This window comes from Flavobacterium inviolabile, assembly GCF_013389455.1.
GTDB classification, from domain to species: Bacteria; Bacteroidota; Bacteroidia; order Flavobacteriales; family Flavobacteriaceae; genus Flavobacterium; species Flavobacterium inviolabile.
This window is the reverse complement of the sequence record NZ_CP058278.1, coordinates 1,613,724-1,627,211: the sequence shown is the minus strand read 5'-3', so window position 1 is coordinate 1,627,211 and position 13,488 is coordinate 1,613,724. Positions and strand designations below refer to the sequence as shown.

The 13,488-nt window shown below is 35.1% G+C and carries 12 protein-coding genes; all 12 read right to left on the bottom strand.

Annotated elements, in window-relative coordinates:
- Positions 1-30: 30 nt before the first annotated feature.
- The 12 genes from HW120_RS07140 to HW120_RS07085 all read right to left on the bottom strand — a co-directional run bounded on the left by HW120_RS07140 (position 31) and on the right by HW120_RS07085 (position 13,400).
- Positions 31-2,406, bottom strand: coding sequence for a GumC family protein (locus HW120_RS07140; RefSeq protein WP_177732609.1), 2,376 nt, complete (start codon positions 2,404-2,406; stop codon positions 31-33).
- Positions 2,407-2,412: 6 nt separating this feature from the next.
- Positions 2,413-3,192, bottom strand: coding sequence for a polysaccharide biosynthesis/export family protein (locus HW120_RS07135; protein ID WP_177732606.1), 780 nt, complete (start codon positions 3,190-3,192; stop codon positions 2,413-2,415).
- A 37-nt stretch (positions 3,193-3,229) separates the two neighbouring features.
- Positions 3,230-5,059 (bottom strand): polysaccharide biosynthesis protein, encoded by a 1,830-nt coding sequence (locus HW120_RS07130; protein WP_177732603.1) that lies wholly within the window; start codon positions 5,057-5,059, stop codon positions 3,230-3,232.
- A gap of 197 nt (positions 5,060-5,256) precedes the next feature.
- Positions 5,257-6,420, bottom strand: a complete 1,164-nt coding sequence (locus HW120_RS07125) for a DegT/DnrJ/EryC1/StrS family aminotransferase (protein WP_177732599.1) — start codon at positions 6,418-6,420, stop codon at positions 5,257-5,259.
- A 139-nt stretch (positions 6,421-6,559) separates the two neighbouring features.
- Positions 6,560-7,150, bottom strand: a complete 591-nt coding sequence (locus HW120_RS07120) for a sugar transferase (protein WP_177732596.1) — start codon at positions 7,148-7,150, stop codon at positions 6,560-6,562.
- 49 nt (positions 7,151-7,199) lie between these two features.
- Positions 7,200-7,844, bottom strand: a complete 645-nt coding sequence (locus HW120_RS07115; protein ID WP_177732593.1) for an acetyltransferase — start codon at positions 7,842-7,844, stop codon at positions 7,200-7,202.
- 9 nt (positions 7,845-7,853) lie between these two features.
- Positions 7,854-8,456 (bottom strand): sugar transferase, encoded by a 603-nt coding sequence (locus HW120_RS07110; RefSeq protein ID WP_177732590.1) that lies wholly within the window; start codon positions 8,454-8,456, stop codon positions 7,854-7,856.
- A complete protein-coding gene (locus HW120_RS07105; protein ID WP_177732587.1) occupies positions 8,456-9,673 on the bottom strand; it encodes a glycosyltransferase family 4 protein in 1,218 nt (405 codons plus the stop codon). Before HW120_RS07105 ends, HW120_RS07110 begins: the two co-directional genes overlap by 1 nt.
- Before the next feature lie 5 nt (positions 9,674-9,678).
- Positions 9,679-10,443 carry a polysaccharide deacetylase family protein gene (locus HW120_RS07100; protein ID WP_177732584.1) on the bottom strand — a complete coding sequence of 255 codons (765 nt, stop codon included), beginning with the start codon at positions 10,441-10,443 and terminating at the stop codon, positions 9,679-9,681.
- A gap of 9 nt (positions 10,444-10,452) precedes the next feature.
- Positions 10,453-11,487, bottom strand: a complete 1,035-nt coding sequence (locus HW120_RS07095) for a GNAT family N-acetyltransferase (RefSeq protein ID WP_177732581.1) — start codon at positions 11,485-11,487, stop codon at positions 10,453-10,455.
- Positions 11,488-11,514: 27 nt separating this feature from the next.
- Positions 11,515-12,333: a glycosyltransferase family A protein gene (locus HW120_RS07090; protein ID WP_177732579.1), complete on the bottom strand. Its 819-nt coding sequence runs from the start codon at positions 12,331-12,333 to the stop codon at positions 11,515-11,517.
- Complete coding sequence (locus HW120_RS07085) at positions 12,333-13,400, bottom strand: glycosyltransferase (RefSeq protein WP_177732577.1); 1,068 nt, start codon at positions 13,398-13,400, stop codon at positions 12,333-12,335. Before HW120_RS07085 ends, HW120_RS07090 begins: the two co-directional genes overlap by 1 nt.
- Between the last annotated feature and the right edge of the window lie 88 nt (positions 13,401-13,488).

The following is a 13,488-nucleotide window of genomic DNA, read 5'->3' as shown; positions in this document are numbered from 1 at the left end:
TAAGGGCTTTTTTATTAAAATTCAGCAGGTCTATCTGCTTAACAGTTTTCTCCACCAAGGTCTATCGTCTTCAACATCTGCACCATAGCCATAACCATAACCATAGCCTTTAGTTGTATCTGTATCATTTAACAACATACACATGTTTGGCAATTTCTTTTCTTTATAGATGATTTGCGGCACACCTAACATACGTTTATCCAGATAATTTGCTCTCACTACATATATAAATACATCTGCCAGATGAGCAACCAACATGGTATCCGTCACTAAGCTAACCGGAGCAGTATCTACAATAATATAATCGTATTCTTTCTTAAGTTCCTCAAAAAGAGAATTGACTTTTTTACTCATCAGTAACTCAGCAGGATTAGGAGGAATAACTCCTGAAGGCAGTACATAGAACTCTTCAAACCCTTCATGCTTAATTATATAATTCTTGATAGAATCATCTTTTGTGGAGAGGTAATTTGTTAGTCCTTTTGCTGGTATTGGAATATAATCATCCAATCTTGGATTACGGATATCCATACCGATTAACAATACTTTTTTTCCTGATAGTGCAATTGTAGCTGCCATATTAGCCGTCACAAATGTTTTCCCTTCTTTCGGGAAAGTAGAGGTCAGAAAAATAGTTTTGGCCTGTCCGTCCGGAACATGATTCAACATAAACTCCAGGTTTGTTTTGGCGATTCGCAAGGCTTCTGCAGCACCACTTCTGCTGGTGGCATTAATTAACTCATTAGCAGAAAGTGATTGCGGGATATCACCCAAAAACGGCGCTTTGATTCGTTCCTCGATATCTTGTCTCGTTTTTACTTTGGTATCGAGTAAATCAATAAAATAGATAACTCCAAATGGCAGTAATAATCCTATAATTAATGCCCCTAAATAAATAATACTTTTCTTTGGAGAAACAGGAATATCAGATGCATTTGCAGCATCAACAACTTTTGCATTGGGTGCTGTTACAGCCAGTGAAATAGCTGTTTCTTCTCTTTTCTGCAATAAATAAAGATAAAGAGACTCTTTGATTTGCTGTTGGCGTTGTAAAATTCGGAATTCTCTTTCCTGTCTCGGAATCTGTGAAATACGACCACCCAGTAAACCTTCCTGTCTGTCCAAATCTGTTTTTTTGATCATCAGAGCCGATTGCATTCTTGACAAACTTTCATCAACTCCAGCTTTCAGCGAAACAATTTTTTCATCCAATGAAATCACAACCGGGTTATTTGGCGTAGAGCTCTTTAAAATACGATTGCGTTCCAAAACCAATTTATTGTACTCATCAATAGAGGTGGAAGTATTTGCATCGGAGGTTATATTATTCGGAAGCAGATCTCCCGTTTTACTGTTTTTCAAGAATTCCTTCATAGAAGCCACAACCTTAAGCCGCGTTTCCGTTTCTACAACATTCTTTTCATATTGGCTGGCATTTTCCAAAAACAATCCTGCTTCTGAAGTAATATCCGTAATTTTATTTTGCTTCTTATAACCTTCCACATTTTTTTCAACACCGTCCAACTCATCCGTAATCAATTCTAAACGCTGTGAAATAAATCGGGATGTATTTTCAGAGATAAAGTTTTTGTCTGCTATAGCATCTTCATTATATATTCTCACTAAAGCATTTAAAAAATCCTCCGCTCTTTCTTTTACAGGATCGGTTAGCGATAATTCGATAACACTGGTATTTTTGCTTAACGGATTTACTATCAATTTTGATTTAAAATTTTCAGTAACTTTCGACAAGGAAACTATTTTAACATGAACAACGAAAGGATTATTACTATTGCTTTTACCTTCAGCATCTATCAGGTTTTCTAATTTTTTATTAACAATTAAAGTTCCAAATTTGGTTTTTACTTCACTACCATAAGAATATTCGCCTAATTTATTTTCTTTGTCATCGTAGATAAAGAAACGTTTATTGCTTTTATTTTCTATTGTATAAGTAAAATTTCGCAAATAAAAATCTTTGCTTTTATTTGTAAACACAATTTCAATTGGAGATTCTTTATATAAAAAAGAAGACTTAACTCTTCCTTCAGCGATATAGAATACGTTTAGATCTAATCTTTGTATAACGTTTTCAACTAATGTTCTGGATTTTAAAATCTCCACTTCATTATCGACACTGCTTTTTGCCCCAGTTAGCATTCCAATATCTGAAAACGCTGCCAGCTCAGAAGCAATACCTCCTTTTTTATCATCTTTTACAAGTATAGTTGAAACAGCTTTATAACTGGGCGATGTGTAATAACGCAAATACAGAAATGCTGCTACTAATGAAAGAATTACCCCCAGTACAAACCAACGCCAATGGATTAAGTATTTATCAATCTGTTCACGAATAGAGAAGTTATTTTCGTTTTGCTCTTCAAAATTATTAAATTCCTGATTCATCTATATCTATCTTGTGGTTAAAGCAATTATCGTTATTAATAGGGAGATTGCTGAAATCGCAACCGTAATATTTGGTCCGATAACAGAAGAGTTGACTTTTGTTTTATTAGGCTCCACATATACTACATCATTTTGTTTCAGGTAATAAAACGGAGAGTTTATAAAATTTGAATTCGTTAAATCTACTCTGGTTGAAGTCACTTTTCCATCCATTTCTCTTAACACCAATATATTATTACGTTTTCCGTAAACTGTTAAATCACCGGCCATACTAACTGCTTCCAATAGTGTAATCCGTTCCGACTGTATTGGATATGTACCCGGTCTGGTTACTTCACCCTGAATCGTAATCTTATAATTCAGGATTCTCATATTAACCGTTGGATTTTTAATATATACCTCCAATAGTTCTTTTAATTTTGCCATCGCCTCACTTCTTGTCAAGCCACCCAATTTTATATTACCGATAACCGGGAAAGAAATCTCTCCTTTAGAATCTACTAAATATGTTTGCAAACGGGGCTGACTTGCTGCTGTTTCAAGACTACTCTGTACTGTTACCGCATACAGATTAAATGGGGCTGCAGCTTCAGGGTTTTCAGCGGAAACAACAATCATTAATAAATCATCAGGCTGCAATTTTGGCTCAAAAGAAGCAGAAGCTGTTCCCGTTGCGAACTGGTCAATATTCTGATAATAAACAATGTCTTTTTTTTGCGCACATGACGACAAGAAAAGTACCGTTATTACTGACAGTAAACAGAAAAAGCGAGGAAAAATATTCATAATAATAAAATTTGCGCAAAGATATGCTTTTGATTTTTTAATTAACATCTAAGGTCGAAAACGCCGAATTCAAACTGATAAACTCCGGGACAATTGTTTTCATCTGCATCACAATTTTTGACATCTCATGTCCCTCTTCAGCCAATTGAATTAATATATTTATTGCCTGAGAAATATCTTCAAATGTATCGGTTACTTCAACTGCCACCATTATTTTTTCATGATGGGTTGGTAATGTTTTTGAAGAATCATTCAACAGCTCTTCGTATAATTTTTCACCGGGACGTAAACCTACAATTTCAATTTTGATGTCCTTGTCCGGCTGTAAACCAGCCATCCTGATCATTTTACGGGCCAGATCGATAATTTTTACCGGTTTTCCCATATCGAAAATATAAATCTCACCACCACTTCCCATTGCTCCGGCTTCCAATACTAATTGACAGGCTTCCGGAATGGTCATAAAATAACGGATGATTTTAGGATGTGTTATTGTTATTGGTCCGCCATTTGCTATTTGCTGTTTAAACAAAGGCACTACAGAACCGTTAGATCCTAATACATTCCCAAATCGGGTTGTAATAAACTTAGTTTCTTTTAGTCCATTATTATGCAAATGATAATTAAGCGTCTGCACATATTTCTCTGCAATACGCTTACTGGCTCCCATAACATTACTTGGATTCACAGCTTTATCTGTGGAAACCATCACAAACTTTGACGTTTTGTATGCTACCGACAAGTCTGCCAGATTCCGGGTTCCCATAACATTGGTATATACCGCCTGAATAGGGTGATCTTCCATCATAGGAACGTGTTTATAGGCAGCCGCATGAAATACGATATCGGGATTATGTTTCGCAAATATGGTTTCTATTTCCTTTCTGTTCCGGATATCGGCCACATAAGGAAAAATATTGGTTGCCGTCGTTTTCTTATTCAGTTCAAGAGTCAGATGATATATAGGCGTTTCTGCCTGATCGATCAGAATAACTTTTTTAGGAGAAAACGCAATGACCTGATTAACGATCTCGCTACCGATTGATCCTGCTGCTCCGGTAATTAAAACGGTTTTATTGCTCAATTCATTTCCAATTGAGGTATTGTCCAACTGAATTGGTTTTCTTTCCAAAAGGTCTTCAATCTGAATTGATTTTACTTTTTTAGAGATGTCTTTCGCGTCAGACCAGTCGGCAACTACAGGAATGGTATATACTTTAAATCCATATTCCAGACATTCATCGATAAGTTCCATCATCAGGTCTTCCTTCAGACTGTTTGTTGCGATTATTAAAGCATTCGCACCAACCGAACGCAGGAGCACCGGAATCTTTTTCTTAACGATAAAAATGGGTAAATCTAAAATCCTTTTTGTAGTATTGGATCGGTCAGAATCTACAAATCCTAACAGTTTAAATCTGGCCGGGCGCTCTGATCGTAACGCATTGGCTAATGCCGTTGCATTGAATCCATCACCATAAATCAGTGCTCTTTCCAGTTTATTGTTTTTAGATTCTGTAAGATAATGTTCAAAGAATTGTTTTACCACAATACGGTATAAAAACAACCCCATGAATGAGATAATGATATTGATGAACAAACGGGTATTCAGGAATAATTTGTCACCTATTGCCTGTTCAAAATATACATTTATAAAAAACATTACCAGAAAAGTAGACGATTGCGCAAAAAACAAGCGAATACCGTCTATAAAAGTGGAGTGCCTTATAATTCCGGAATAAGTGCGGAATAACCAAAAGAAGAAAATCGTAACCGAGAAGTAAACACTTACAACATATATAAACTTGTCTTTATTTAATACTAACTTAAACTGAATACCAAGTCCGTCCAAAAGAAAGTAACTCATTATGGACGCAATAATCACTACAGAAATATCTATAAATAAGACAATCCATCTTGGTAAATAGCGCAAACTTTGTAAGGAAAAGTCATCTCTAAAGGTAGTTGAAGCCTGTTCCAAATTCGAATATAGCCTACGAAAAATACTATTTTTCAAGTTTAAATGTATTATTATTCATTATAAAAATAATTATCCTGATAAAACTAATATGTGAAAGTGTGTTTCAATTTCAACTGGAAGAACGTATCAAGAACCGTTCCAATTCTTTCCATTTCTGCTTCAGTTAAATTAGAACCTGACGGCAAACACAATCCGTTTTTAAATAAATTCTCAGCAACCGTTTCTCCATAATAAGGTGTTCCTTCAAAAACCGGCTGTAAATGCATTGGTTTCCAAAGCGGTCTGCTTTCAATATTGTTTTCTTCAAATAACAAACGTAAATCTTCAGCCGATTTTTCGCCGTGAATTTTCGGATCCAAATATATCGCGGTTAACCAATGATTCGAAAAATAATCCGAATTTGGCTCCTGTAATACGCTCACCCCTTCAATATTCCCGAAGTACGTTACATAGTACTGATTGACTTTTCTACGCAGTTGTACATGATCATCCAATACTTCCATCTGCCCTCTGCCAATTCCAGCACAAATATTGCTCATTCTATAATTATATCCAATAACACTGTGCTGATAATGTGGTGCTTCATCTCTCGCCTGCGTTGCTAAAAATACGGCTTTCTTTTTTAGTTCGGCATTTTTAACGGCTAATGCTCCGCCACCGGAGGTTGTAATGATTTTATTTCCGTTAAAAGACAAGATACCAAACTCACCGAAAGTTCCGCAGGAAATGCCTTTATAAGTACTTCCCAATGCTTCTGCACTGTCTTCAATAACCGGAATATTATATTGCTGTGCTATTTTATTTATTTCATCAACTTTATACGGCATACCGTATAAATGTACCGCAATAATCGCCTTAGGGGTTTTACCTAACGAAATTCTGTCAATAATTGCCTTTTCTAAAGCTACAGGACACATATTCCAGGTATCCGGTTCGCTATCAATAAAAACGGGAGTCGCACCCTGATAAGCTATCGGGTTTGCTGATGCAGAAAAAGTCATTGACTGGCAAATCACTTCATCTCCCTGTCCTACTCCTAATAATATTAAAGACAAATGCAATGCTGCTGTACCGGAACTTAACGCCGCTACCTCAACATTGTTTGCTAAATAGGATTGTAATGAATTTTCAAAGCCTGTAACATTCGGTCCCAAAGGCGCTATCCAGTTACTTTCAAAAGCTTCATTTATATATTGTTGCTCTGTACCTCCCATGTGAGGTGAAGAAAGCCAAATCTTCGAATTCATTATCTAAAATTTTAATTTACAGCTTTTATTAAATGCAAAAGTAACTATTCTTTTTTCAATGTAAACAAATCGCAGCTATATATCCAAAATAGTTTAGTGCCCGCCTGCTATTTATCAGCCACTAAACAATGTTGTAAATTTAACAAAAACGAAACAGAGTGTTAAATAATATTTTTATATCCCCAAAAAAGCTCCGTTTATAATAATACTCCAGATTCATTTTTACCTTATCCGGGAAAATTACCTCATCATTATATTGTTCAGGATTCTTCTGTTTCTTTAAAAGATTTTCCTCGTCAGCGTATTTAATACTTGCTTCACAGGTCACACCTGGTTTTAATTGTAATATTTTTCGCTCTTCTCCTTCTAATTGATCATAATATCCCGGTAAATCGGGTCTCGGACCAACAAAACTCATATCTCCGCTGATTATATTGATTAATTGTGGTAATTCATCAAGCTTATATTTCCGAAGCGCAGCACATACCGGAGGAATAATTGCTCTATTTACATATTCGCCCGATACCGGATCTCTTAAGGCAATAGAACGCATCGTTCTGAATTTTATTATAGTAAAGGTTTTCCCGAACTGTCCTATTCTTTTTTGAAAAAAAAGCCCGTTTGATTTTGTTGCTATAGCTGACAATAACCATACAACAACCATCAATAATAAACCAATCATTAATAGCAGTATCGCTAAAACAACATCAAACAAGCGTTTCATTAGCATAAGGTCATAATTTTTCGGTTAAATGCCAATCTGTTACCTAGTCCTATAATTATTCATGAAATTTAATTGGTTTAGCCGGTATTCCAACAGCAGTGCATTTTGCAGGCAATGATTTTGAAACTACGGCACCAGCCCCAACAATTGTCCCTGTGCCTATTTCAAGCTGATTGATAATTTTTGCTCCCGTTCCAACATATACCTTATCCTCTATTTTAACTTCACCCGAAATATTAACTGAAGGCATAAAAGAGGCAAAAGAGCCTATCTGTGTATCATGCCCAACAGTACACATAAGGTTAAGTGTGACAAACTCCTTAATAAGGATATTACAGGTAATAATTGTTCCTGCACAAATTATCGTTCCTTTTCCTATAGACACTTCATCCTTCCCTATCAAAACACTAGGATGAATCATTTCAGGAAATTCAATATCCGGATTTGTAATTCTACTGATAATTTTTGATTTCAAATTAGGATCACCTATCCCTAATGCAACACAAAGCTTTTTATCAGTCTTATTCAAATCATCTATTCCTCCCAAAACAATATGATTATTCACTACTGTCCCTTTTTCTAATCCATCATCGTAAAAACCGATGAAATTATACTTTGCTCCTCTAGAATTGATATCGTCAATAAGCATTTTTACTTCCCGACCAAATCCTCCGGCTCCTATAATTGCTATATTTTTCATAGTTTAGTTTTAATTCCCTTTAAACGCTTCTGTTGTTGCCATACCTTCTGCAGCTATTCCTTCTCTCACGACAACTTTTTTAACAGTTAAAAATATAATTTTCATATCGTTCATAAAGCTAATATTATTTACATAGAAAACATCATATTCAAATTTTTGCTGCCAACTGATTGCATTTCTGCCATTAACCTGTGCCCAACCGGTTATACCTGGCCGAACATCGTGACGTTGTTTTTGCATCTCGTTATATAATGGCAAATACGCCGGCAATAACGGTCGTGGCCCTATTAAGCTCATATCGCCTTTTAAAACATTGATTAGCTGAGGAATCTCATCGATAGATGTTTTACGCACAAAACTTCCAACTTTTGTTAAACGTTCCGAATCCGGTAATAAATTCCCATTAGCATCTTTCTTATCATTCATAGTCTTAAACTTAATGATTTTAAAAAGTTTTTCCTTTTTCCCAGGTCTGACCTGAAAGAAAAAAGGTTTGCCCTGATTAGCAAAATAGAGGCAAATCGTTGCAACTACAAAAATGGGAAATAGTAGTATACAACCAAATAATGCAACGGTAAAATCAAAAAATCGTTTACAATAATTTTTATACATTATAATATCTTATTAAAAACCCCTATATACTTTTCAACTGCTATTTCCAATGAATAGCTACGTTTAGCAACTTCCAAAGCCCAGATGGATTGCTTCTTAACCAGCGCAACATTCTGAGTGTAGTTTACAAAATCATGAGCTGCAAATTTGTCAATTTTTTCCGGAAGTACATAACCTATGTCCTCAGATTCGATCTTATCTTTCTGCCATCCGGGATGATTAATCAATATCGGTTTTCCTGCCGCCAAAGTATCAAAAAATTTATTGGCTGAATTGGCCCACAATTCTTTCACCGGTATCACAAAAGAACTTCCCATATTGCATTCATAATACAGTTGTGGCAACTCTTGTTTGGAAACCGGATCAAGTATGAAAACATTTTTATTCAAAACGCCCTCATCTAAAGCTAACTGTGTGATCATTTCTTTTTCTGCACCGGCACCAATCAATACAAAAACAACTGTCGGATCTATTGCTATTACTTCTTTGGCTAATTTCACAACATAACCTATTCCATTCACACGACCGAAAGTTCCGGCATATAAAACCGTAAATCGGGGTACAAACCCTATTTTTTCTTTCAATAATGATTTGTCCTGATTATGGCTGTTTTGAAAGCGTCTGATTTCAGAAATGTTCTCTATAATTTCAATAGGCTTCGTTTTAAATTGCGGATATCTATCGACAATGGATTTCTTCATATCAACCGATAGGGGAACAATTGCAGCTGCATTTTTATAAATTATTCTTTCCAGTTGGTACAATAGTTTCTGCAAATAAATATTTTTTATTGCTCCTATTGCAATAACAGCTTCCGGCCACACATCTCTTGCTTCAAAAACAAATGGTGTTTTAGTCATCCATTTTTTTATCAAAGCAGGAATACCTATAGACAAAGGTGTAGAAGTCGCTAAAACTAAATCGGTTTTTATTGCCAACAGTTTAAATGAAGCAAACCAAAGAAACTGAAAGAAAACCAGACTCCTTTTAAAATAAGATAAGTGATTTCCATACGGCAAATAGATGTAATGTACTATTAAACCATCTTTTTGCAACTTTACCCAACGTTTCGCCTGGTTATATTCCGGATCTGAAGTGGATGTCACTATTTCGATTTCATATCCCTTTTCTGCAAATCCAGTAGCCAGATCATAGGAACGTGTCCCTCCATTTTCACTTGGAAATTTAAAATATTGATGTAAGTATAAAATTTTCATGCTCTTTATGATTTCAATAAAAATTTCCGAATCCTTAAATAATTTGTCCCTAATAAATACTTAAACAGAATTAAACTTTTCCATTTCACAATCTGTCTTAAACGCGTTAACGAAATAGTTTTCAATAAATCTTCAACTTCCGTAACCTTTGTATTGTTATAAATTGCGAATCTTCCTATAGTGCGACAATTATCACTGATAAACTCTATTTTATTAGTAGGTTGTGATATGAATATCGATTCAATTCCCTTGTTAGCAAGTATATTTCCCATTTCCTTAGAAAAGGAACCGCCAGGAATCGATACATGTGTGGTTTTAGTCTTTAACAGATCATTTAATATTTTAATTGAAACGGACCACTCCTCTTCCAATTCTACTAACGGCAATTTATTTAACATCCCCGGATGTGTATGAGAATGTGCTCCTATAAAATGTCCTTCTTCATGCAGCGAAATCACCTGATCTGATGTTAAAAATCCTTTAGTATTAATAAATGCGGTGCTAATAAAGAAATATCCCTTAAAACCATATTCTTTTAAAATCGGTGCTATTATTGAATAAAAAGAAGACCCTCCATCATCAAAGGTGAGCATTATATTTTCTTTTAAAATATTTCTATCACTACAATATTTGGATATACTTTGAATTTGTTTTGCAAATTCCTCTTTTGAAATTTTATATTTATTGGCTGGTGATGTTTGAAAACCACTTTCCTGGACTGTATATTCATATACATCATGATACATTAAAGAAATCATTTTTCTCATCATTTAATATTATTATACACCTTCATTGACTCTTCTACCTTTAAGCAATGCTCCAATTTTTCTAACAGTATAAAATGCTGATTTGGCAAATGACTTGGCAGGAATAAGCCAGGGCAGGCTCGATGCAATAATTTTTGGTTTGACATAAGGCGTAGGACCGTACTTTTCTTTATAACGGCGCCCTCCACCAAATTCCATATATTTCACGCCCTTATCCTTCAACATTTCTATAGCACTCCACATGATTAATTCATTAGGACAGTAACTCTGTGCCGATTGGTAGCTTGCTCCTCCTGAAAAGAACCCATAATTACCAGCATAAGGAAAAAATGCTGAAGCCAGACATTCTCCTTCAGGATTAACGGCATAAAGAGCAATCATATTCTCAGAAAAGGTATGCTGCAACATTGTCCTGGTTTGCTCCATAGAATGGGTAGGCGTTAAACCTTGTTTCTGAAAAACCTCTTTCAACTGTTTATAATATTCGTGAGCATATTCATTTACGTCCGAAATTTCCTTTACTTCTACTCCCTTTTTTCTGGATTTATTAATTGAATAACGCACACTGCTGTAACTCATGTTTTTATAAAGCTCTTCCTTATCTTTTGTAAGATCCAGCACATAACCTTTCTGCAATTCAATAGTAAAATTACGATGCAGGCACTCCGCAACTTCCAATTGCCAATCAGAAACCTGAAAATAACGACAGTGCTTATTCTTAAACAACCATGCTATTAATTCTTCATAAATATCCAATCTTTGATTCACCGTTATCTCTTTCAACATTGATAAACCCTGATAAGATGTTGACCAACCCTCAAAAGGCGACGCTACTATCTGAACGCCTAACTTCTTTATTTTATGTCCATAAAAATAGCCGATCTCTTTATCTTTTTCAGATACAGAAACAACAAACGGAGCCACATTATAGAACTCCTTCAGAAAATTCGCCCAGTTTTTGGACTTAAATACAGTATGGTCATAGCATGAGGCCATTTTATCCCACAAAATATCGGGAGATGTAATAACTTCAAAAGTATATTTCATTATTTATTTTCTTTAAGTCGGTTATTATTAATGGATAAGGGTTTTAAAAATATATTGCATTTCAGCTAAAATTCTCGTTATATAAAACTTGAAACTGTACTGTCTCCAATGCGTAAAATAAACCTGTGAGTACTTTTTACACAAGCCTAAGCTGCATAAAATACGGGGTATTTTTTTTTGTTTTTTTCTGCTTGCCGATAATGGCCGTAAACCTCTAAAATAAACAGCTTTTTCGTCTGCCAGGCTCATTTCATTTATGCTGCCGGATATTTCGAAACCAAATAAGGAATCTTCACCGATAGCAAAATGCGTATCAAATCTGGTTTTTCCGATAACAGATAACGGAATGAGTTTCGCGCATACTGTTGATAGAAAACTCCTGTAATTTATGATATTATATTTTTTTCCCTGATTTTTTTTAAAACAACTGGAGAGATAATCATCACCGAGCTTTTCATCTGTGTTTTCAACAAAGGTTTTGGTATTGGATACCACAATGACATCTGGTTGTGCCTTTTTTAAGCATTCTTCTACAAAAGACGGACTTAATCTGTCGTCATCATCCAAAAAGGCAACATACGATGTATTACTGTTTGCGACATAATCAAGCGCTATATTTCTTGCATTTGATACCCCGGGGATATCTGTATAGAACAGCTTGTAATTAACATTGTGCTTTTTCAGCGCTGACGCTATACTATCATAATAAGGCTCTCTTTCCCCATTTAAGACAACTACAACCTCAAATACAGAATTGCCGCAAGTCTGAACAGAAAGCGACTCGAAGCATTGATATATATAATCTCCGGGTTTATAGGTCGGAATAATAACAGAAACTAAATGCATCAGCTAAAAATTTGCTCGTAATTATAATTAACAATCTTGTTAGTAGTAGTCTTTTTCAAATGATCTATAGCCATAATTATCCCTTCCGATAAATCATTTACCGAATCTTTAGGAACAATGTATCCATTTACGCCATTATTGATGACCTCCGAAAAATCCACACAATTGGTTGCAACAACCGGGATTCCATAATATAATGCTTCTAAAACAACATTTGGGAAACCTTCTTTACGTGAAGACAATACAAACAAATCGGCATTTTTATAATACGGATAAGGATTCGATTGATGGCCTAATAAAAAAACATGATTTGTTAATTGATTATCTTTTATCATATTCAGCAATTGGGCTTTGTATCCCGTCTCATATCGCTCATCACCTAAAATATATAAACGGGTTGCTATATTGTGCTTTACCACTTCTTTCATAGCATGAATTAAAAGGTCAAATCCTTTTACAGAATATAAGGCTCCCGCAGCTACTACGTTATAATTCCCGCTAATAAATTCACCCGGAAAATACAGATCTCCACTTTCGTCCAATAACGATTGATCAACAATATTTCTGATTACTTTTATTTTTGTCAGCGGTACTTTATAGTGCCTGGCAACATCTGTTTTCGAAAATTCGGTCTGAGCAATAATCAGGTCTGCATGCTTAAGAGTAAACGAATTAATCATACTGAGAACCGACGATTTTAATCCTCCATGTGACAACTCCGATGGTGGTACAGCAATACGAACAATCAACCTGGATTTAAGCCTGGACATCATACGTATGATCTGCAACAAATACGCAACAACAATGGATGTGGTAAAAATATAATGCGGATTAATATGCTTTAAATCTTTAGACAACAAACGATATGCATTTTTGGCATGGCTTTTATTGTATTGAATATATTTAATGTGTGGTTTCAAACTTTGAGGCTTAGGCTCAATGCTGGTATTCACAAAAAAGACATCGTATTTTTCAACAGAAAGAGAATGCATGATATTGATTTGCATTCTTTCGGCACCGCCACCCTGAGTAGAAGCCGCTACAAAAACGACTCTCTTTTTTTCCATAATAAGACCCTTTCTTTATTTTAATTTAATTTTTGATTTCGAGTCTGACGATCCGTAATGACACGAATGATAATTTCCATGCATTTTG

What these genes read in the sequence shown, in the direction of transcription:
- HW120_RS07140 (WP_177732609.1), bottom strand. Translation starts at nt 2,406, where the DNA reads ATGAATCAGGAATTTAATAATTTTGAAGAGCAAAACGAAAATAACTTC.
- HW120_RS07135 (WP_177732606.1), bottom strand. Translation starts at nt 3,192, where the DNA reads ATGAATATTTTTCCTCGCTTTTTCTGTTTACTGTCAGTAATAACGGTA.
- HW120_RS07130 (WP_177732603.1), bottom strand. Translation starts at nt 5,059, where the DNA reads ATGAGTTACTTTCTTTTGGACGGACTTGGTATTCAGTTTAAGTTAGTA.
- HW120_RS07125 (WP_177732599.1), bottom strand. Translation starts at nt 6,420, where the DNA reads ATGAATTCGAAGATTTGGCTTTCTTCACCTCACATGGGAGGTACAGAG.
- HW120_RS07120 (WP_177732596.1), bottom strand. Translation starts at nt 7,150, where the DNA reads ATGCTAATGAAACGCTTGTTTGATGTTGTTTTAGCGATACTGCTATTA.
- HW120_RS07115 (WP_177732593.1), bottom strand. Translation starts at nt 7,844, where the DNA reads ATGAAAAATATAGCAATTATAGGAGCCGGAGGATTTGGTCGGGAAGTA.
- HW120_RS07110 (WP_177732590.1), bottom strand. Translation starts at nt 8,456, where the DNA reads ATGTATAAAAATTATTGTAAACGATTTTTTGATTTTACCGTTGCATTA.
- HW120_RS07105 (WP_177732587.1), bottom strand. Translation starts at nt 9,673, where the DNA reads ATGAAAATTTTATACTTACATCAATATTTTAAATTTCCAAGTGAAAAT.
- HW120_RS07100 (WP_177732584.1), bottom strand. Translation starts at nt 10,443, where the DNA reads ATGATGAGAAAAATGATTTCTTTAATGTATCATGATGTATATGAATAT.
- HW120_RS07095 (WP_177732581.1), bottom strand. Translation starts at nt 11,487, where the DNA reads ATGAAATATACTTTTGAAGTTATTACATCTCCCGATATTTTGTGGGAT.
- HW120_RS07090 (WP_177732579.1), bottom strand. Translation starts at nt 12,333, where the DNA reads ATGCATTTAGTTTCTGTTATTATTCCGACCTATAAACCCGGAGATTAT.
- HW120_RS07085 (WP_177732577.1), bottom strand. Translation starts at nt 13,400, where the DNA reads ATGGAAAAAAAGAGAGTCGTTTTTGTAGCGGCTTCTACTCAGGGTGGC.